This is a genomic window from Haloarcula sp. CGMCC 1.6347 (genome assembly GCF_037078395.1).
Taxonomy (GTDB): domain Archaea; phylum Halobacteriota; class Halobacteria; order Halobacteriales; family Haloarculaceae; genus Haloarcula; species Haloarcula amylolytica.
This window is the reverse complement of the sequence record NZ_JAYMGX010000001.1, coordinates 501,723-519,527: the sequence shown is the minus strand read 5'-3', so window position 1 is coordinate 519,527 and position 17,805 is coordinate 501,723. Positions and strand designations below refer to the sequence as shown.

Below are 17,805 nucleotides of genomic sequence, written 5' to 3'. Positions count from 1 at the left end.
GGGGACCTGTTGATGCGTGCGGACACAACAATGGAACTCAAACGATTCTTCAACGACGACGATGCTGTGTCGCCGGTCATCGGGGTCATCCTGATGGTCGCAATCACGGTCATCCTCGCGGCCGTTATCGCAACATTCGTCCTCGGTCTGGGCGATCAGGTCAGCAACACGGCTCCACAGGCTAGCTTTAGTACGGAGTACGATGATGGAAATGACTGGGTTAAATTCACTCATGAGGGTGGTGACTCAATAAAAGCGAGTAATTTATACTTCAGAGGAGATGTCGCCAGTGGGTCTGAGGGAGATAATCCTGATATGACGTCGGAGGGTACATGGAAGGGAGGTGCCAGCGGGAGCAATAGCAAGGTTGTCGCAGGTAATAGTGTCACTGTCGGAGTTGACTCAGACAGTTTCACGATCAACTTAGTCTACCAGTCGGCAGAAGGTGATAACTCTGCGACGCTCGCAACTGCGTCCGGACCAAGCGCATAAACTCACGTAGCCATCGTTTTTTCCGGCAGTGAAATCCGCGAGTTTATAACTGATGAACACTCTGAGTTTGGCTGTATTCCCTGCGATGGGTGGTGGGGAACTGGAGAATATGATATGAGTAAGCAGGTAGAACGGTCGGACTCCACGACGGAGGATGACCTTTCCAAAGGAGAGATATTCGACGTCCTGCAGAACGAACGGCGTCGCTACACGTTGCAGTATCTACGGGAACACGACGGGCCAGTACAGCTCGGTGACCTCGCGTCACACGTCGCCGCACAGGAGTACGAGTGCCCGGATACCGAGGTTACGAGCGCGCAACGGAAGCGCGTCTACACCACGTTACAGCAGTCCCATCTCCCGCGGATGGACGAAACGGGTATCATCGACTACGACGATGAAAACGGGACGATCTCCAAGACTGCACACACGGAGGAACTCACCGTCTATCTCGAAATCGTGCCGGGAAGCGAGTTCCCCTGGCGCGAGTACTACCTCTCGCTCGGCGCGGTCAGTCTGGCAATCGTGACGATCCTCTGGGTCGGCGTCTATCCTTTCACGGTCATTCCGCCGCTGGTCTGGACCACACTGATTGCGGTTGTACTCAGCGTCTCCGCGGGCTATCATACCTACGCCGGTCGTGAGATGACACTGACCGAGTATGTGGCACAGGAAGCCGAGTCCGACAACTAAACTCCTGTTTATTTCACGGCCTGTACTGTTTCGTTTGTCTCGACTACCGCTGAACTATCCACGCACCGCCATATCGAATTTCGGCGGTACAGCCAGCCTTGAAGGATTTCAAGGCAACGTTGAACGGCTAAAACGTGTTGTGAGTATAAGTGGGCACATCTCATGTGGTTGAGTCAGCACACCCCGCGAGCCGGTAAGGAAATCCTTCGATGTATAGGGGGTTCCTACTCGGGTCACACTCGCGGTGTGCGTCGAACAAACCATGGATATCAAACAACTCATCCACGACGACGACGCAGTGTCGCCGGTCATCGGGGTCATCCTGATGGTCGCAATCACGGTCATTCTGGCCGCAGTAATTGCCTCCTTCGTGCTTGGTCTCGGCGACCAGGCGCAGCAGGCAACGCCGCAGGCTAGTTTCTCGTTCGATTATGAGGGGGGTACCGAGCGGGCACTGACGATTACGCACGACGGTGGCGACAGTATCAGTCCAAAGGAACTGTACGTTCGCGGAAGTAATATGGACAATGATACCGATAATGGTGACGGGAACACCGGCCAGTGGACATCGGACGCTGTTGATGGAAGTCTGAATTCGGATTCCGAAGTGACCGCTGGAAGTTCCGCCCGTCTTGGTGACGATGCAGATGATGGTGTTCCGAGTGACTACGAAGTTCGAGTCGTCTACGAGACGCAAGAAGGCGACAGCTCTGCTACGCTCGCACAAGACACCGGTCCTGACGCATAATCTGGCCACCATTTCTTTGTTTTTCAGCCACTGAGCGGCAGCACCGTTGTTTTCTGGTAGCAGCAAACCAATACAACCAGAAAGGCCACGAGACGCTGGCTACTGCGACTCGCTACGCTCTCGCCTTGTTGCAGTGATTATATCATCTCAAACATAGGTCTCCCCTTTTACGCCCTTCTAATAGGTCGGGAAGCCAACTCAGAGAGGGGTTCTGGCGTCAGAGTCGCCGGCTTAGAATCAAACCCGAGAATCCGTCACGATACTTTTATTGCCAGATATCTAGTGACTGGTAACAATGGAAAGAACGCGGGCTGTTATCACCAGTGTGATCGCCATTATACTCGGCGTCACACTGCTTTCCGGCCCGCTGGTCCCCGGCGTCACACTGGCATCCGAGCCAGAACCAGTGACACTCGAATCGGGCAACGTCACGGTTTCCACAGTTGAAATGCCGGATGAAGTAACGCTTGAGAAAGGGTCTTACGGTGCGGCGAGCTACTACCTTGACGCGCCACCGGTCCGCGTACACTTCGCGAATCGGACCGGACGGCCGACACTCGTCTACGAACTCACAATCGAGGAACTGGGGTACACGCGGACGACGAATCACTTCCTGGACGACTCGACCGGTGATACCTACGACCTGACGCTGGCGTCGGACACGTTCACCGATGGGGAGATAAAGCGCGAACAGTACAACGGAACAGTGACCGTGAGCAAGCGCGACGGGGCGGGCCACGGCGTAGTGGCGACGCGCAACGTCACGATATCGGTGGTCGAATGACGGCGACGGAGTTCGTCGGGCGTCTCCGACAGCGGACGACCGCGCTGTCGAACACCCGCGAGACGGCATACTCGGTGTTGTTCGGTGACCGGCTCGGCCTGACTGTGTTTCTCGCGACGGTCGTGCTGTTCGGGCTGCTGTGGCGGACGGCGTTCCTGATAAACGATTCCTACACGCTGGCAAATGGGTTGTACAGCCTCTCGAACGGACAGCTAGCGATGACCGAGGCGACCTACGGACCCGGGCTCGATACACCGGGAGCGAGCAGGTACGGCGGCCAGTGGTACGCGCGCAACTACGGTGTTGTTGTCCTCTCGTTGCCGGCCGTATTCGTGCTCGACCTGCTCACCGCCGTCGTTGAACTCCGCATCGCGCTGGTCGCGCTCTGGTCGCTCGCGCTGCTGGCACTGGTGGTCCAGTGCAGTCACTACACCGACGGCGACTGGGTCCTCTACGGCGGTACCGTTGCCGTGCTGGGACTGTTCGGGCTGAACGTCGCGCTGGCACAGCCACTCGACGCCGACCGAACCCATCTGTACGCGCTGCAACTGACGCATCTCCTCATCGCGGCGTTTACGCCGGTGGTTTTCTATCGGCTTCTCAGTCGGATGCACACACGCCGGCTGGGGCTCCTGAGCGCCGTGGTGCTCACAGCCGGGACACCGCTGGCCTTCTGGGCGACGGTGCCAAAGCGCCACGCTGTCACCGGGACGGTGGTCGTCTGCATCGCGTACTGCCTCTATCGGAGCCGTAAGCCAGCGGATGGGCCAGTTATCACGCAGCGGCGAACCTTCCGCGCGCTCGCATATGCGCTGGTGGGATTGTACGCGTGGGTACACGCTCCGGAAGCGCTCCTGCTCTGTGTCGCCCTGGCACTGGTCGATATCCCGACAGCCCCGGACAATCGCCCGCAAACGCTCGCGCGTATCGGCATCGTCTTTGCACTCTCCCTGCTGCCGTTCATCCTCACTAATATCGCCATCTCCGGGTCCCCGATTAAACCGCCGAGGTTGATCTCCGGTGGCGGCTCCCTCGGTGGCGATGCCGCGAACAGTGCCGGCGGGAGTGGGAGCAATGGTGGAGGAGGCGGGTCCGGTGGATTGCTCACGCCGCTGGCACCCCTGCTCGGGATCCTCGAAAGTGGGATGCGGCCACTGCTGCTGCTTGGCGGCGAACTCGTTTCGGGACTCAAAACACTCCAGCAGCAACCAGATGACGTGTATCACGCGTTCGTGCGGTCGGGAAGCGCGGGCAGTGCGCTCGATAACACCGGTGAGGAATCCGTCAATCTCTCGCTGCTCGAATCCGCACCGGTGCTCGTTGCTATGCTCGGCGCGCTTCCAGTCGTCCGACGGCTGCGTTTGCCCTCGTCGATGGCCGACCGGACACTCAGCGCCGACCGTGTCGTGGACGCGTTCGCCATAACGGCGTTCGTCGGCGTCGTCCTGCTGTACAACAGCCGCTTGCCGCTGCACGCGCAGGTGACCGCCCGGTATCTGTTCCCGCTCTATCCGCTCGGCGTGTATCTGTTCGTGCGGCTCCCAGCGGTACGCGGGAGCCTCGCGGACCACTGGGACGTGTTCCTCTGGACAGTTGCGGGGACCGTGTTGATCGGCGGGCAAGTGACTGTGGTGTTCGTCGCGCTGACGGTGAACGGCATCGGCGAAGCGTTCCAGTTGCACGCGCTGCTCGCGCTTGGAATCGCTATTCCACTCGGTATCTGGGCGCTGTGTGGTCGCTCCGAAGACCGAGCCGGGCAGGCCGGTGCAGTGCTTCTCGGTGCCGCAACGGGCGTTGCGACCGTATTTCTACTCCTAACCACCGTCGAGTACTACGCACTGGGTGATGCGCACCTCCTGCCGATGATGCGAGCGCTCGGTGAGTTGCTGGCGCTCTACTGAGTCGGTGACGGAGAATTTTAGTACGGGCTTGTAGTACCGCCAGCATGGACCGACTCAAGAAGTCCCTACTCGAAGCGCCAATTATCGAGAAGGAAGGCTATCACTACTTCGTCCACCCCATCAGCGACGGGGTCCCGATGCTTCGACCGGAACTTCTGCGCGAGATCGTCATCAAGATCATCCGGAAGGCAGAACTCGACGACGTCGACAAAATCGTCACACCGGCGGCGATGGGTATCCACATCTCCACAGCCGTCTCGCTGATGACCGATATCCCGCTCGTCGTCGTCCGCAAGCGCCAGTACGGACTCGACGGCGAGGTATCGCTGTCTCAGGTGACCGGCTACTCCGAGAGCGAGATGTACGTCAACGACGTGTACGAGGGCGACCAAGTGCTCGTGCTCGACGACGTGCTCTCGACCGGTGGGACGCTGGCCGGACTCACGGGCGCGCTCGAAGACATCGGTGCAGACATCCGCGATATCGTCTGTGTGATCAAGAAAGCCGACGGGACGAACAAGCTCGACGAGGCGGGGTACGACGCCAAGACGCTGATCAACGTCCAGGTCATCGACGGCGAAGTCACTATCGTCGACGAGCACGGCGACGACTAGAGCGGCTGTTGATACGGTTCCTGTAGCGAGTCGAGAGCGAGCCGCCAGTAGTCACCAGTAGGCTTACAAAAATCTGAGCCGATACCGGCTGTTGTGTCCCCCTCCATTCGGTCCCGCACAAAGGATTTCGCCGCACTGTTTAGTTCACTTGCTTTGCTTGGGCCACTGACGCTCGGGCTACTCGTCCTCGCAGGCAGAATTATCGCCGATATAATAGGAGTCGCGGTTCCGGACCCGCTTGGAACCATCGGCTTCAGCGTGGCCGCACTGCTGGCACTCTGGCTGGCGCTGGAGGGGGCGATGGTACAGCGATACGGGCTCGCTACGCTGGACCGCGGCGGTTCATTTCAGCGTGGTGCCCGGTATCTGTTAGTCACCGTCACGACACTCGCTGGACTTATCGTCTCTATCGGGTTTTTAGCGCTGTCGCTCCCGTGGGCATTCGAGACGCAGAATACGGCTGCACAGGTCCTTGGCGTGCTGCTCGTCGTTGCGTTAGTCGCCGCACTGTACCGAACACTCACAGCGGCCAGAGAAGGGTACCTCCACAGCAGTGAGCAATAGCGGTGAACAGGCTGAAAGCAGTCTGCAGCGCGAAAACATTGCGGGAGGTAGATTTGAACCACGTTCACGTCGCTCCCTTTGGTCGCTCGTGACCTACTTCAAATCTACTGGACTATTCCAGTCGTTCACGGATTTGTGAGCGACAGAATATAGCGGGAGGTAGATTTGAACTACCGATCTGCGGGTTATGAGCCCGCCGGAATCTCCTGGCTATCCCATCCCGCTACCTTCTCGTAGTCCGGTCCCCTCATTAAGGGTTGTGATTCGAGTGCCGTCCGTGAGTTAGTAACGCGCTATTCTCACTCGTCCGCGTGGACCTGCCAGGTGAAGATACTCTCGGCGACGTAATTGACCAGCATCGCGACTCCAATCGCGAGCGGGCTCGCAGCGATGAACCACAGATCAGTTCCGGCGACGACGAGTTCAACCGTCAGCCACTGTGTAAGCAGCCAGTAGACGGCGAGCTGTACCGCGACGCCGCCGGACCGGACCAGATGGGATTTCCCGAGCCGTTTGGCGAACGAACGGCGGCCGGTGTCACCCTGGCCGGCGAACGTCCAGTGTTCGTTGACCAGAAACATCACGAGGATCGCCGTCTCGACGCCGGCGGCTTTGGCCCACATATCGCTGACGCCGAACGCCAGGCCGAGTACGGCGAGGACCGTGTTGTCGCTGATCGCGCCGACGACACCGACGGAGACGAACTGGCCGAACCGGACGCCCGACACGAGTGACTCGAACCGGTCGGGAACGACGCGGCGAACCTGCTGTTCGATGTCCATCATCGGTCTTTCTCGACAAGGGCGGTTGGTTCGTCGAGGTGATCGGCCAGAGCCGTGTGGAAGCGATCATCGCGCAGTTGCTTCGACCGGTGACGGGCCGTCAGCAGTGCCTCGAGCAGGTCTATCGACGTCCGTATCGGCGACACCGTCGAGCCTGGCTTGTCCTCCCACTCAATGGGGACTTCTTCGATAGACAGGTCCAGCGCCGCGGTGATAGCTATCAGTTCGACGTCCCACGCGAACCCGGGTTCGTACAGATGGTCGCGTACACGCTCCCAGGCGGCCGCATCGATGGCTTTCGCACCACACTGATAGTCGTACAGCCGCGCGTCGAGCAACTGGCCGGCGAGCCACGCGAAGCCGTCGCCGAGGAACCGGCGGGCGAACGTCTGGTGGGTGGCGACCGTGGCGTCCGGGTGGCGGCGAGAGCCAACGGCGAGGTCCGTTCGGCCGTCGGTGACCGGATCGAGTATCCGTTCGAACGAGGCAACCGGTGTCGATCCATCGGCGTCGACAAAGGCCAGCACGTCGGTCTCCAATCGCTCGAACCCGGCGGTGATCGCTGCGCCCTTCCCGCGACGGTAGGGCACAGTGTGGACCGCTGCCGGGAGCGACCGGAGCTGTGCAGGGACGCCGTCTCGTGGCGCATCGAGTTCGACGACAATAGTCCGCGGATCGAGGGCATCGTCGATAGCGGCGATATAGGTCCCGAGCTGGTCCATGTCGGGACGGTAGGCTGGGAGGACAACCCCAACGGTCGGCGACATTGCCGAGTAATCGGACAGGCGGAAGTAAAAACAGTTCGAAGCTACCGGTCCCTAATCAGGTCATAAGTCCGGGAGCAACGAAAAAGCGTATAGGCCAGCGAACCGGTCCCTTCACTGATGGAATACGGGCTCCTCGCCTCCTGGCTCGCCCTCTACCTCCTGTTACTGTACGCTGGCGGGACCGTCGCTGGACTGCTGTTCCCTCGCTTCGCCGACCGCGGGCTCGCCTTCGGCGTCCCGGTCGCCGTCTCGATACTGTGGCTGGTCACCTACTTCGCCGGTCGCCTCTCGCTGACAGTCGGTGTCTGGCTCGGCGTCGGCGTTCTCGCTGTGAGTACGCTAGCTGTCTGGTGGATTGATGGCGGACCGAACGCTCGAACCTATGCCGAGACGGCCGGCGTCTTCACAGTCGCGTTTCTGTTCGTCGTCGGCATCCGCGCGCTTGACCCCGGGATCGTCCCCATTGGCGGCGAGAAGTTCCTCGATTTCGGACTGTTGCAGTCGCTCGTGCGGGCCGACAGCCTCCCGCTAGAGGACATGTGGTTCGCCGGCGAACCGGTCGCGTACTACTACGGCGGGCACCTCGTCGCGGCGATCCTCACCAGAATAACGGGAACCGCGGGACAGTTCGCGTACAATCTCGCGCTGGCGGGCTTCTACGCGACGCTTGTCACGGCGGCGTACGGACTGGCGGGCGCTGTCGCGAGCGAACGCGGTCTCCCACGACGACTGGCAGCCGGCCTCACGGCGTTCTGTGTGGGCATCGCGAGCAATCTGTCGACACCCGCCAAGTTCGTCATCTGGCTTCTGCCCGATGGATTGAGCCAGACAGTCGTCGAGCGGGGCGGTTACGAACTGGACGGCCTCGCATCGGGTCCGGACTCGTTTAGCTACTGGGACGCGAGCCGCGTCATCGAAGATAGCGCGGCCGATTTCGGAACGTACGAGCCCGGCGCTGCGCTGGTCATCGACGAGTTCCCGCTGTTCGCCTGGCTCAACGGCGATATGCACGCACACATGATGAGCACGGGCTTTCTGTTGCTGGCCGCCGCGCTCTGTTTCAGCTACTACCAGACGCCGGCCGCCGAACGCCGCCGACGGGTCGCACTGCTGTTCGGCGCGCTCCCGGCCGTCGCCGGCATCATGGCCGTGACGAACACCTGGTCGTTCCCGTCGATGGGCGGGCTGGCCCTGCTGACGGTCACCGTCGCGCCGGCCGACCCGACGACGCTCCTGCCGAAGCATGTCGGACAGCGACTCCGGCTGAACGGGCCGGGCCAGGAGGGCGTCCGAGTCGGGATGGGGCTGGCCGTCGCTGGTGGCGTCCTCGCGCTGGGACTGCTCTGGTCGCTCCCGTTCTGGCTCGGCCCGGCGAGCGGACGCGAGATAGCGGTCCTGCCCGACCGGACCTCGCTGCTAGAGCTACTGGCCGTTCACGGCCTGTTCGTCGCCCCGTTCTGGCTGTACCTGTACGCCCAGACCGGGCGTGCTGTCGGCCGGAGCACGGCCCGCATCGTCGGTCTGGTGACCGTCGGAACGGCGGCGCTCGCGGCCACACTTGACATCGCGGCGGTCGGCCTGCTCGTCCCCCTGTTGCTCGGCGCGTGGCTGTTCGCGCGCTCCCCGACGCTCGACCGAACCGTCGCCGCGGTCCCGGCGCTGGCTGACGGCGGCGACCGACCCGTCGGCTTCGAAGCCGTGCTGATTCTCGCCGGTGCGGGCCTCGTTCTCCTCGTCGAGTTCGTCTTCGTCAGGGAGAACATCGGCCGGATGAACACCGTCTTCAAGACGTACATGCAGGTGTGGGTGCTCTGGGGCGTCGCCGCCGGCCCCGTGCTAGCGTGGCTGCTCACCCGCTGGCGGCCGACCGACGACCGCGCACGAGCGTGGGCAAGCATCGGCGTCCGTGCGTTCGTCGCCTTGCTCGTCTGTTCAGCGTCGCTGTACGGCGTGTTCGCGCTCTCGAACCACGTCGAGGCCGCGGGCGATCCGACACTGGACGGGCTGGCCTATCTCGACGACGACCACCCAGAGGAAGCCAAGGCGATTCGGTGGCTCGACGACAACACTGAGGGCCGACCGACCATCGTCACGGCCGCGCCCGCGGGCTATCAGTGGAACGCCGACGACGGTGAGGGCGCAAGCGCGCCGTCGAGCCTGACCGGCCTGCCGACCGTCGCCGGCTGGACACACGAGGCCCAGTACCGAAACGACACGGTGTACGACCGCCGCGTCGACGACGTGGAGACGATCTACACCGGGGACGCGACCGAGCAGCGTCGCCTCCTCGAAGCGTACGACGTGCGCTACGTCTACGTCGGGCCGGCCGAGCGGGCCCGCTACGGCGACGTGACTGTCGACCAGCTACAGGGCGTGACCGTGGCGAAACAGGCCGACGGCGTCACTATCTATCAGGTGCGACCGGAGTACTTCTGAAAACGGAGAGCGGATTGCTGCGGGCGAACGGCGGTTACTCAGCGCGCAGTGTCGGGCCGGTCAGGACTCGGCGTTCGGCGGCGCGCGCTCGCGGAGGACGGTGACGGCCTCGGCCTCGATGTCGTCCGTGTCCAGATGCATCGGGATGTACTCCTGCCGTTTGAACGTCTCTTCCTCGTCCTCCGAGCCGATGGTACACCAGAGCTGTGGTCGGTCCGGGCCGTGCCAGTCGCCCTGCCGCGAGACCGAGAACACCTCGTACTCCTCGTCTTCGTACTCGATGCGGCCGCCCTTTCGCAGCCCCGGGTCGCCGTGGATAATGAGCTTCTTCATGCCCGTTCCTTTGCCAACAGCGTACTTAGTGACTTCGAAGGCGATTGCGACACGACGCACTAGCCGACAGCGGGCGACAGGTGAACTACCTGTGACTAGAATGACCTTATACTCTTGCCGATAGTGTTTAGATGGTAAACATCCTGATAGCGGATATTTATATATCCGGAATAGCGACAGTCGTGTATGTTGAAACAACAGCAGCGGTCGTGCGAGCGGGCCTCAGTCGTCGTCAGCCCGATGGACGACGACGGACGGATGGAACTCCGGGACGTCGAAGCCGACGAAGTCTACGAGGTCGTGGACTACATCGACGAGGAACTGGCGATGAAGCTGGGGTCGCTCTCTGCTGGCGAAGCGGTGAATCTCGAACTGGTGGCCGGGGCAGACACGTCAGACGTGTTCGGCGCGGTCCGAATCGAGTTGACCGGTCCCTCCGCGCGGTTCCGGTAACGGTGTGGGATAGCTGTCGTAGCGCCGGTCACTCAGTCACAGCAGCGGGGAATCGAGCGCCGCACAACAGGTGCGAACCAAACGGGTTTTAAGCGGCCACGTCAAATCGCTCGGTAAGGCCGATATCTATGCAGATGCCACGACGATTCAATACGTACTGTCCGCACTGTAACGAGCACCAGGAACACGAGGTCGAGAAAGTCCGTAGCGGCCGTCAGACCGGCATGAAGTGGATCGACCGCCAGCGCGAGCGTAACTCCGGTATCGGGAACGACGGCAAGTTCTCGAAGGTCCCGGGTGGCGACAAGCCCACCAAGAAGACGGACCTCAAGTACCGCTGTGGCGAGTGTGGGAAGGCCCACCTCCGCGAGGGATGGCGCGCTGGCCGACTGGAGTTCCAGGAGTAACGATGGCAGGAAGCTTCATCACCGTCGAATGCCCCGACTGCGAGAACGAACAGACCCTCTTCGAGAAGGCCGCGAGCGAAGTTTCGTGTGCCGTCTGTGGCCACACCATCGCCCGCCCGACGGGCGGCAAGGCCGACATCGAAGGCGAAGTGACCGCCGTCGTCGAGGCCCGATAGGATGAAATACAGCGGCTGGCCCGAACCGGGCGAACTCGTCGTCGGCAAGATCGACGAGATCGAGGACTTCGGCGTGTTCGTCGACCTCGACGAGTACGAAGGCAAGCGCGGCCTCTGTCACATCTCCGAGGTTGCCAGCGGATGGATCAAAAACGTCCGCGACCACGTCAACGAAGGGCAGACAGTCGTTGCCAAAGTGCTTGACGTCGACGAGAGCGCCCAGCAGATCGACCTCTCGATCAAGGACGTCAACGACCACCAGCGAAAAGAGAAGATTCAGGAGTGGAAAAACGAGCAGAAGGCCGACAACTGGATGGAACTGGCCTTCGGCGAGGACCTGGACGACGAGACCTACGCCGCCATCGCCAACGAACTGCTGGCGGAGTTCGGCTCGATGTACGACGGGTTCGAGTCGGCGGCGATCCACGGCAACGACGCCCTCGAAGACGTCGACCTCTCCGAGGAGGAGATCGACGCCATCGTCCAGACGGCCCGGAACAATGTCTCCGTGCCGTACGTGCAGGTCACCGGCTACGTCGACCTGTCCTGTCCCGAAAGCGACGGCGTCGACATCATCAAGGAAGCGCTGCAGGCCGCGGAGGGCAACGGCGAGGTCCCCGACGAGATCGAACTCGAAGTGACCTACGTCGGGTCGCCCGAGTACCGCATTCAGGTGCAAGCGCCTGACTACAAGACCGCCGAGGACGCACTCGAAGAGAGTGCAGACCGCGCCGCGAAAGTCGTTGAGCAACACGGTGGGTCGGGGCAGTTCCACCGCGAACGCAGCGAAGACGACGAGTAAGTCGGTTGCTGCGCCAGTGATTCACCACCGATGAAATCGGATATCCGCGTCTGTGCCGCCTGGGAATCCGAACACGACCGGCCGGTGTACACGCTGGGTGACACCTGTCCGGAGTGCGGACACGAGGCGGTCAACAGTGCACCCGCGCCGTTCTCGCCCGAAGACAGCTACGGCGAGTATCGACGTTCTCTTAAGCGCCGCAGCCGCGAATAAGCCGTATGGACGAATTCGACATCGAGCGCGTAGCGGACCCCGACCTCGACGAGCCGGTACTGGTCGAGGGGTTGCCCGGCGTCGGCCACGTCGGCAAACTCGCCGCAGAACACCTGCTGGAGGAGCTCGAAAGCGAGCTCGTCCGTCGCGTCTACTCGACGCATTTCCCGCCGCAGGTCAGCATCGATGACGGCCAGGCACAACTCGCCTGCGCCGAGTTCCACGCTGTCACCCCCGACGAGGGCCAGGACCTGCTCGTCCTCTCCGGGGACCATCAGGCGCAGGACAACCAGGGCCACTACGGCCTGACCGACACGTTCCTCGACATCGCCGACGAGTTCGGCGTCCAGCGGGTGTTCGCCCTCGGCGGCGTCCCGACCGGTGAACTCATCGAGGAGTACGACGTACTCGGCGCGACGACGACCGAGGAGTTCAAGGAAACGCTGGAGGACGCTGGCGTGGCCTTCCGCGAAGACGAACCGGCCGGCGGCATCGTCGGCGTCTCCGGCCTGCTGCTGGGCCTGAGCAAGCGCCGGGACGTACCGGCCAGTTGTCTCATGGGCGAAACATCGGGCTATCTGGTCGATCCCAAGAGCGCGCAGGCCGTCCTCGAAATCCTTCAGGACGTCATCGGGTTCGAGGTCGACTACAGTTCACTTGAGGACCGCGCCGACGAGATGGAGGAGGTCGTCCGGAAGATCCAGGAAATGGAACAGCAGAACTCCCCGTCGCCCGCCGACGAGGACCTCAGGTACATCGGCTGAGTCGGATTGCCGTTCCCGTGTCTCGGTATTGGTGACCGCGGAGTCGGTGCTACCGGAGAGCGGGAATTTCTTTACCACTGGAGCCTAACGGAGGGGCGTGCAGACAGAACCGGGCGTCCTACCGGAGTGGCTGCTCCTCGGGCTCGTCCTCGGTGTCGCCGGAACCCTCGTCGTCGCCGGGCTGTTCGTCCTCGCCAATCGTGTGTTTCCGGCCGAGCGGCCGAACCGACAGGCGACCGACGGCGGAGAGATGCGACGCCGCGCGGAGCTGCGGGAGTACCTCACCGCCATCGACGAGCAGTTCGCCGAGAACCACTTCGTCGAGGGGCAACACGTCGCCTTCTACCTGCCGAAACGGGACGTGGCGATCACGTTCGACGCCCGGGCGTACTACCGCATCGAGCGGTCGCCGACCGTTCCCGTACTGGTCGAACACGAGATGCCGGGGGTCTATCTCGGCGCACGCCTTCCCTTCGAGACACCTGAAGTCAACCTCGGCCCGGACCCGGAGGAGGAACCACACCCGACAGTGCAGGCGTTCAGCGAACTGGGACTGACACAGAATGCATCACTGGACGACGTGAAATCGGCCTACCGTGAGCGCGTCAAGGAGGTCCACCCGGATCACGGCGGCAACGAGGACGAGTTCAAGCGCGTCAGAGAGGCGTACACGACTGCGAAACAGCACGCGTCCGGCGCGTCGAGACAGCGGGCATCGTAGGATATCAGACAGCGGTTCTCGAACGCGTTGTTCACCCGAGAATCGGTCGATAATCCAGGGTATCGCCAGGCGATGACTGACCGGAGGGTGCTACCCGACAAGCGTGTCACTGCATCGGGACACAACAGACCGGTACAGCCGCATTACGGACAACGGTCTCAGTGACGCTTCCGGTCAGATATCGCGTGAGGCCGGATCGACCGTGTGTTCCCATCGCGATGAGGTCGATATCGTGTTCCTCGCTGTAGGAGAGGATAGTGCGTGCAGCCGGGCCGCTTGCGATATTACCCGCGACACTGACGCCTGCATCCCTGGCACGCTCATGGACCGTCTCGAGTGCCTCCTGGCCGGTCTGCTCAAGCGCGTCGTGAATCTCGGCTGCCCCCTCAACGCCGCCGAAGCGACTCGTATCGACGGAATACATCGTGTGTATCGTCGCGTCAAACACCTCAGCTAGCGTGATTCCCCACTCGATCGCGAGTTCTGCGCCCTCGCTGCCGTCAGTCGGGAGCAGAACGTTGTCGTACCGCTGGTCGCCGATTTCGACGATGTCCCCGTCCGGCGTTACCGTGACAATCGGGACATCTGCGGTCCGGAGCGTCTTTTCTGCGACACTCCCGAGGACAACCCGTTCGAACCCTGTCCGCCCCTGTGTCCCCATAACGATGAGATCAATGTCGTGGGTATCGACGTAGTCGTTGATCACCTGAAACGGGATGCCCGACTCGACAGCGGTCGTGATTTGCCCAGAGAGATGTGCCCGGGCGAGTCTGGCGATGGAATCTACCGCTCGTTCTGCCTCCGCTTCGAGGAGACGCTCCCGGTCAGTCTGCCCGTCAGAATTCAGATCCGGTTCGATGTCACGGGAGTCAACCGCTGACAGTACGTGGAGGTCGGCACCGATTGTGGCAGCGAGATCGATACCTCGCCGGGCACCGATCCGCGCGCCGTCACTGCCGTCGGTCGGCACGAGAATCGAGTCGATCGTTCGGCTCATGGACACAGTTTGACAGGCTATTGATTTAACACTACGTTCGATTCTCACCACGAAGTAGCGTCGTTCATTCGAGAATCATCTTATGCCGCGTACGCGTGCTGCATCTCGCACGCCTCGTTCAACCGACACAGTACCCGACAAAAGCCGTAGCGAGATAGAAGATCACCACAGTAGTAATACGTCGCTTATCCTGATACCGTCGGCTGTAAGTCTGTGAAGAATTTCGCCACCTCAAGGTAGCGAATATCTTGAAATAGTTACAGCCAACAGTATGAGACAAGCGCACCACCGTTTTATCAGCCACCTGACCGTAGTCGGGATATGATCTCACAGATTCTCGTTCCGATGGACGACTCGGAGATGGCCCAGCGGGCGCTCGAGTACGCCCTTGAGAACCACCCTGGGGCGGAGATTACTGTCTTACACGTCGTGGGCGGACCGTCACCGTTGGGGGGAGCGGCCACGGCACTGGCTCTTTCGGAAGACGTCGAAGCGGCCGCGGAGGAGCGTTCGGAGGCGGTATTCGACGACGCTCGGGAGATCGCTGCCGAGTACGATGTCGAAATCACCACCGAGGTACAACTGGGACATCCGGCTCGGGCGATTCTGAATAGAGCCGACGACTTCGATGCGGTCGTACTCGGAAGTCACGGCGGCGCGTTGGCCGATCGACTGGTCGTCGGGAACGTCGCCCAGAAAGTGTTCCGTAACTCACCCGTTCCAGTCATCGTCGCTCGGTGAGTGACGGAGACTGAGGGATGAATTGACGGCCTCACATTTGCCCCGTTTCCACCGGAATCGGTCCGGAGAAACACCGTCCCGGGTCGCGGGGGTGACTACGGCGTCACGACGAACTTCCCGACGCCATCGCGGTCCTGCATCGCCGCAAACGCCGCACCGGTCTCCTCCAGCGAGTACGTCTCGTCGATTTCCGGGGTGAGGTTGCCGTCGGCGACGAGCCCGACGAGTCGCTCCAGGTCGCCCTGCGTCCCCATCGTACTCCCGATGACTCGTTTGTGACCGAGGAACAGGTCGGGAATATCGATCTCGGATGTGCCACCGGCCGTCCGTCCACAGACCGCCATCCGGCCGCCGCGTCGGAGAACGTCCAGACCGAGCTGCGTGTACTCGCCACCGAGATGATTGAGCACGCCGTCGACGGTTCCGATGTCGGTGACCGCCGCTCGAATCTCGTCCGGGTCGGTGCTCTCGATGGCGTAGTCCAGGCCGAGCGATTCGACCCGGTTCAGTTTCGCCTGTGAGGACGAGGTCCCGACGCTGTGAGCACCGAGAACGGACGCGAGTTGCACGCCTGCGACGCCGACACCGCCGGTCACGCCCGGGATGAACACCAGATCCCCCGGACCGGCCTCAATCCGGCGGAGCATATGGAAGGCCGTCATGTAGGCTGTCGGGAGGGCAGCCGCGTCGACCGTCTCCACGCCGTCGGGGAGCCTGACGAGGCGATCGGCCTGCACGCGGGCCGCCTCGGCGAGGCCGCCGTGGTACAGCGAGAAGTTCTCACAGAGGTTCTCCGGCCCCTCGCGGCAGTAGCGACACGTCCCGCAGGTCTCGTTCGGGCAGAGGACCACACGGTCCCCGGGTTCGACGGCAGTAACGCCCTCGCCCACAGTATCGACGGTGCCGGCGACATCAAGGCCGCTGACGAACGGCAGGTCGTCCGTGTCGACCATCGCGGAGTCCCCCTCGAGAACCCAGAGGTCGTGGCGGTTGATGGCACACGCCTCCACGGAGACCACCGCTTCACCGCGTCCGGGTTCGGGGGTCGGTTGGTTAATAATCGAGACGCCGTCCGGCCCAGTGAGTTCACGGAACGCTGCAGTGCGCATCGGGCCTGTGTTGTGCCACGACGGGCTAAACAACACCGAATCGTGGGATGTTGTAACACCCTCGCATTTCGGCCGGTTGCTCAGATACCTTGGCTCATGAGGTGGCTGCGCAGCAGGTCCGCCTCCTTGCTCCCGGCGACGGGATTCACGAGGACCACGACATCGTTATCGTCGAAGGCCCCATCGTTGGCCAACGCTCGCGCGCCGGCGATGGCTGTCCCACCGGTCGCACCGGTTTCCGGCCCCATCTCACAGCCGTCGACCGCGCCGGCCAGAATGTCTTTGTCCGGGACGGCGACGCCGTCGCCGCCCGAGCGGTCGAGCGAGTCGAGTGCCGCCGCGCCAGCAGCGGGGTCGGGGACCTCCAGCGGGCCGACGATGGTGTCGGGGTGCTCGATGGTCGCGGGTTCGTCGTCGCCCGCGCTCGCGGCGTCAGCGATGGCGGCCGTCGAGTCCGGCTGTGCGGCGTAGATTCGTGGGACTGAGTCCGTGAGGCCGCTGTCGGCAGCCGCCCGGAACCCACGTTCGAGGCCAACGAGCGTCTCACCGTGGCCGGTGGGGTGGACCACCGCGTCTGGGGCCGTCCAGTCGAGGTCGTCGGCCGTCTCGAAGGCGACGGATTTGGCTCCCTCGATGCGGAAGGGGTGGCCGGGCGCGACCGGGACCCACCCGTCGGATTCCTCGGCCAGTTCCTCGTCGAACGCCGAGACGGCGTCGTCGTACCGGCCCTCGACGACGCGCATATCGCCGCCGTGGACGTTCACCATCGCCTTATTGAGGAACGGGCAGCGCGAGGGGACGAATCCCTTCGATTCGATGCCCGCGCGGGCCGCGTAGGCGGCGTTGGCCTGTGCGCCGTTGCCCGTCGAGGGCGTCACGACGCGCTCAGCCCCGCGCTGCGCGGCGGCGGTGACCGAAAGCGAGAGCCTGCGGTCGCCCAGCGAGGCCGTGGGATTGCGCCCCTCGTCTTTGACGTACACCGAGTCGACGCCGAGTTCCTCGGCCAGGTCCGGAACCGGGACCAGCGGCGTCGCCCCCTCGCCGAGCGTCACCGTCGCGTCCTGCGGGAAGGGCCGAAGGGACTCGTACCGGCCCGGTCCCGTCGTGTCGGGCAGCGCTTCGGGCGTCAGGTCAGGAACGTCGTAGTCGCCGACGAGAACGCCGCCGCAGTCGGGACAGCGGTCGCTCGTGCTGTCGGTTTCCGCGCCACACGCCGTGCAGATGAGGCCGCGAAACGCCGCAGTCGTCTCCATGGTTCTCTCTGTGGACGGGACGACCAAGTGTGGTCCGGTCCCGCTTCAGCACGCT

Annotated in this window: 22 protein-coding genes and 1 tRNA gene; 16 read left to right on the top strand and 7 right to left on the bottom strand. The window is 62.6% G+C overall.

Features of this window, described 5'->3' with window-relative positions:
- Positions 1-30 precede the first annotated feature (30 nt).
- The 7 genes from VI340_RS02795 to VI340_RS02765 all read left to right on the top strand — a co-directional run bounded on the left by VI340_RS02795 (position 31) and on the right by VI340_RS02765 (position 5,796).
- Positions 31-492, top strand: coding sequence for a type IV pilin (locus VI340_RS02795; protein ID WP_129755129.1), 462 nt, complete (start codon positions 31-33; stop codon positions 490-492).
- Positions 493-606: 114 nt separating this feature from the next.
- Entirely contained in the window at positions 607-1,185 is a 579-nt protein-coding gene (locus tag VI340_RS02790; RefSeq protein ID WP_336357739.1) for a DUF7344 domain-containing protein, read from the top strand.
- Between the two features lie 262 nt (positions 1,186-1,447).
- Entirely contained in the window at positions 1,448-1,933 is a 486-nt protein-coding gene (locus VI340_RS02785) for a type IV pilin N-terminal domain-containing protein (protein ID WP_336357738.1), read from the top strand.
- Between the two features lie 295 nt (positions 1,934-2,228).
- A complete protein-coding gene (locus VI340_RS02780) occupies positions 2,229-2,717 on the top strand; it encodes a hypothetical protein (RefSeq protein ID WP_336357737.1) in 489 nt (162 codons plus the stop codon).
- The gene (locus tag VI340_RS02775; RefSeq protein ID WP_336357736.1) at positions 2,714-4,618 is read left to right on the top strand and encodes a hypothetical protein; all 1,905 of its coding nucleotides are present in this window, start codon (positions 2,714-2,716) and stop codon (positions 4,616-4,618) included. Before VI340_RS02780 ends, VI340_RS02775 begins: the two co-directional genes overlap by 4 nt.
- 44 nt (positions 4,619-4,662) lie before the next feature.
- Positions 4,663-5,232: a hypoxanthine/guanine phosphoribosyltransferase gene (gene hpt / locus VI340_RS02770; protein ID WP_004518711.1), complete on the top strand. Its 570-nt coding sequence runs from the start codon at positions 4,663-4,665 to the stop codon at positions 5,230-5,232.
- Positions 5,233-5,385: 153 nt separating this feature from the next.
- A complete protein-coding gene (locus VI340_RS02765) occupies positions 5,386-5,796 on the top strand; it encodes a hypothetical protein (RefSeq protein WP_336357735.1) in 411 nt (136 codons plus the stop codon).
- 150 nt (positions 5,797-5,946) lie between these two features.
- Here VI340_RS02765 and VI340_RS02760 read toward each other — a convergent pair.
- The 3 genes from VI340_RS02760 to VI340_RS02750 form a co-directional block, all read right to left on the bottom strand.
- A tRNA-Met gene (locus VI340_RS02760) sits at positions 5,947-6,021 on the bottom strand.
- A gap of 74 nt (positions 6,022-6,095) precedes the next feature.
- A complete protein-coding gene (locus tag VI340_RS02755) occupies positions 6,096-6,578 on the bottom strand; it encodes a GtrA family protein (RefSeq protein WP_014039682.1) in 483 nt (160 codons plus the stop codon).
- Positions 6,578-7,345, bottom strand: a complete 768-nt coding sequence (locus tag VI340_RS02750) for a glycosyltransferase (protein WP_336357734.1) — start codon at positions 7,343-7,345, stop codon at positions 6,578-6,580. The genes VI340_RS02755 and VI340_RS02750 overlap by 1 nt, the downstream gene beginning before the upstream one ends.
- 117 nt (positions 7,346-7,462) lie before the next feature.
- On the opposite strand from VI340_RS02750, the gene VI340_RS02745 reads away from it, so the two are divergent.
- Positions 7,463-9,781 carry a DUF2298 domain-containing protein gene (locus VI340_RS02745; protein ID WP_336357733.1) on the top strand — a complete coding sequence of 773 codons (2,319 nt, stop codon included), beginning with the start codon at positions 7,463-7,465 and terminating at the stop codon, positions 9,779-9,781.
- Positions 9,782-9,841: 60 nt separating this feature from the next.
- Here the strand turns inward: VI340_RS02745 and VI340_RS02740 are convergent, their stop codons facing one another.
- Positions 9,842-10,114 (bottom strand): HAH_0734 family protein, encoded by a 273-nt coding sequence (locus VI340_RS02740; RefSeq protein WP_004593652.1) that lies wholly within the window; start codon positions 10,112-10,114, stop codon positions 9,842-9,844.
- A gap of 186 nt (positions 10,115-10,300) precedes the next feature.
- Here VI340_RS02740 and VI340_RS02735 point away from each other — a divergent pair, with 186 nt between their 5' ends.
- The 7 genes from VI340_RS02735 (at position 10,301) to VI340_RS02705 (ending at position 13,650) form a co-directional block, all read left to right on the top strand.
- Positions 10,301-10,567 carry a hypothetical protein gene (locus VI340_RS02735; protein ID WP_336357732.1) on the top strand — a complete coding sequence of 89 codons (267 nt, stop codon included), beginning with the start codon at positions 10,301-10,303 and terminating at the stop codon, positions 10,565-10,567.
- Between the two features lie 128 nt (positions 10,568-10,695).
- Positions 10,696-10,974, top strand: a complete 279-nt coding sequence (locus VI340_RS02730) for a 50S ribosomal protein L44e (RefSeq protein WP_004593654.1) — start codon at positions 10,696-10,698, stop codon at positions 10,972-10,974.
- A gap of 2 nt (positions 10,975-10,976) precedes the next feature.
- A complete protein-coding gene (locus VI340_RS02725; RefSeq protein ID WP_004518703.1) occupies positions 10,977-11,150 on the top strand; it encodes a 30S ribosomal protein S27e in 174 nt (57 codons plus the stop codon).
- Position 11,151: 1 nt separating this feature from the next.
- Entirely contained in the window at positions 11,152-11,952 is an 801-nt protein-coding gene (locus tag VI340_RS02720) for a translation initiation factor IF-2 subunit alpha (protein ID WP_336357731.1), read from the top strand.
- Positions 11,953-11,982: 30 nt separating this feature from the next.
- On the top strand, positions 11,983-12,165 hold the full coding sequence (locus tag VI340_RS02715) for an RNA-protein complex protein Nop10 (RefSeq protein WP_336329841.1): 183 nt from the start codon (positions 11,983-11,985) through the stop codon (positions 12,163-12,165).
- Between the two features lie 5 nt (positions 12,166-12,170).
- Positions 12,171-12,929 (top strand): proteasome assembly chaperone family protein, encoded by a 759-nt coding sequence (locus tag VI340_RS02710; RefSeq protein WP_008310544.1) that lies wholly within the window; start codon positions 12,171-12,173, stop codon positions 12,927-12,929.
- Between the two features lie 97 nt (positions 12,930-13,026).
- A complete protein-coding gene (locus tag VI340_RS02705; RefSeq protein WP_008310546.1) occupies positions 13,027-13,650 on the top strand; it encodes a J domain-containing protein in 624 nt (207 codons plus the stop codon).
- Positions 13,651-13,756: 106 nt separating this feature from the next.
- Here VI340_RS02705 and VI340_RS02700 read toward each other — a convergent pair whose 3' ends face one another.
- Positions 13,757-14,647 (bottom strand): universal stress protein, encoded by an 891-nt coding sequence (locus tag VI340_RS02700; protein WP_336357730.1) that lies wholly within the window; start codon positions 14,645-14,647, stop codon positions 13,757-13,759.
- 321 nt (positions 14,648-14,968) lie between these two features.
- Between VI340_RS02700 and VI340_RS02695 the strand changes: the two genes are divergently transcribed.
- Positions 14,969-15,388 carry a universal stress protein gene (locus VI340_RS02695; RefSeq protein WP_336357729.1) on the top strand — a complete coding sequence of 140 codons (420 nt, stop codon included), beginning with the start codon at positions 14,969-14,971 and terminating at the stop codon, positions 15,386-15,388.
- Positions 15,389-15,483: 95 nt separating this feature from the next.
- Here the strand turns inward: VI340_RS02695 and VI340_RS02690 are convergent, their stop codons facing one another.
- The gene (locus VI340_RS02690) at positions 15,484-16,497 is read right to left on the bottom strand and encodes an alcohol dehydrogenase catalytic domain-containing protein (protein WP_008310551.1); all 1,014 of its coding nucleotides are present in this window, start codon (positions 16,495-16,497) and stop codon (positions 15,484-15,486) included.
- Positions 16,498-16,577: 80 nt separating this feature from the next.
- Positions 16,578-17,750 carry a threonine synthase gene (locus tag VI340_RS02685; RefSeq protein ID WP_008310553.1) on the bottom strand — a complete coding sequence of 391 codons (1,173 nt, stop codon included), beginning with the start codon at positions 17,748-17,750 and terminating at the stop codon, positions 16,578-16,580.
- Between the last annotated feature and the right edge of the window lie 55 nt (positions 17,751-17,805).

Bases quoted from the DNA above. Each gene is read 5' to 3' on its own strand.
- VI340_RS02795 (WP_129755129.1), top strand. From the start codon at position 31: ATGGAACTCAAACGATTCTTCAACGACGACGATGCTGTGTCGCCGGTC.
- VI340_RS02790 (WP_336357739.1), top strand. From the start codon at position 607: ATGAGTAAGCAGGTAGAACGGTCGGACTCCACGACGGAGGATGACCTT.
- VI340_RS02785 (WP_336357738.1), top strand. From the start codon at position 1,448: ATGGATATCAAACAACTCATCCACGACGACGACGCAGTGTCGCCGGTC.
- VI340_RS02780 (WP_336357737.1), top strand. From the start codon at position 2,229: ATGGAAAGAACGCGGGCTGTTATCACCAGTGTGATCGCCATTATACTC.
- VI340_RS02775 (WP_336357736.1), top strand. From the start codon at position 2,714: ATGACGGCGACGGAGTTCGTCGGGCGTCTCCGACAGCGGACGACCGCG.
- hpt (WP_004518711.1), top strand. From the start codon at position 4,663: ATGGACCGACTCAAGAAGTCCCTACTCGAAGCGCCAATTATCGAGAAG.
- VI340_RS02755 (WP_014039682.1), bottom strand. From the start codon at position 6,578: ATGGACATCGAACAGCAGGTTCGCCGCGTCGTTCCCGACCGGTTCGAG.
- VI340_RS02750 (WP_336357734.1), bottom strand. From the start codon at position 7,345: ATGTCGCCGACCGTTGGGGTTGTCCTCCCAGCCTACCGTCCCGACATG.
- VI340_RS02745 (WP_336357733.1), top strand. From the start codon at position 7,463: ATGGAATACGGGCTCCTCGCCTCCTGGCTCGCCCTCTACCTCCTGTTA.
- VI340_RS02740 (WP_004593652.1), bottom strand. From the start codon at position 10,114: ATGAAGAAGCTCATTATCCACGGCGACCCGGGGCTGCGAAAGGGCGGC.
- VI340_RS02735 (WP_336357732.1), top strand. From the start codon at position 10,301: ATGTTGAAACAACAGCAGCGGTCGTGCGAGCGGGCCTCAGTCGTCGTC.
- VI340_RS02730 (WP_004593654.1), top strand. From the start codon at position 10,696: ATGCAGATGCCACGACGATTCAATACGTACTGTCCGCACTGTAACGAG.
- VI340_RS02725 (WP_004518703.1), top strand. From the start codon at position 10,977: ATGGCAGGAAGCTTCATCACCGTCGAATGCCCCGACTGCGAGAACGAA.
- VI340_RS02720 (WP_336357731.1), top strand. From the start codon at position 11,152: ATGAAATACAGCGGCTGGCCCGAACCGGGCGAACTCGTCGTCGGCAAG.
- VI340_RS02715 (WP_336329841.1), top strand. From the start codon at position 11,983: ATGAAATCGGATATCCGCGTCTGTGCCGCCTGGGAATCCGAACACGAC.
- VI340_RS02710 (WP_008310544.1), top strand. From the start codon at position 12,171: ATGGACGAATTCGACATCGAGCGCGTAGCGGACCCCGACCTCGACGAG.
- VI340_RS02700 (WP_336357730.1), bottom strand. From the start codon at position 14,647: ATGAGCCGAACGATCGACTCGATTCTCGTGCCGACCGACGGCAGTGAC.
- VI340_RS02695 (WP_336357729.1), top strand. From the start codon at position 14,969: ATGATCTCACAGATTCTCGTTCCGATGGACGACTCGGAGATGGCCCAG.
- VI340_RS02690 (WP_008310551.1), bottom strand. From the start codon at position 16,497: ATGCGCACTGCAGCGTTCCGTGAACTCACTGGGCCGGACGGCGTCTCG.
- VI340_RS02685 (WP_008310553.1), bottom strand. From the start codon at position 17,750: ATGGAGACGACTGCGGCGTTTCGCGGCCTCATCTGCACGGCGTGTGGC.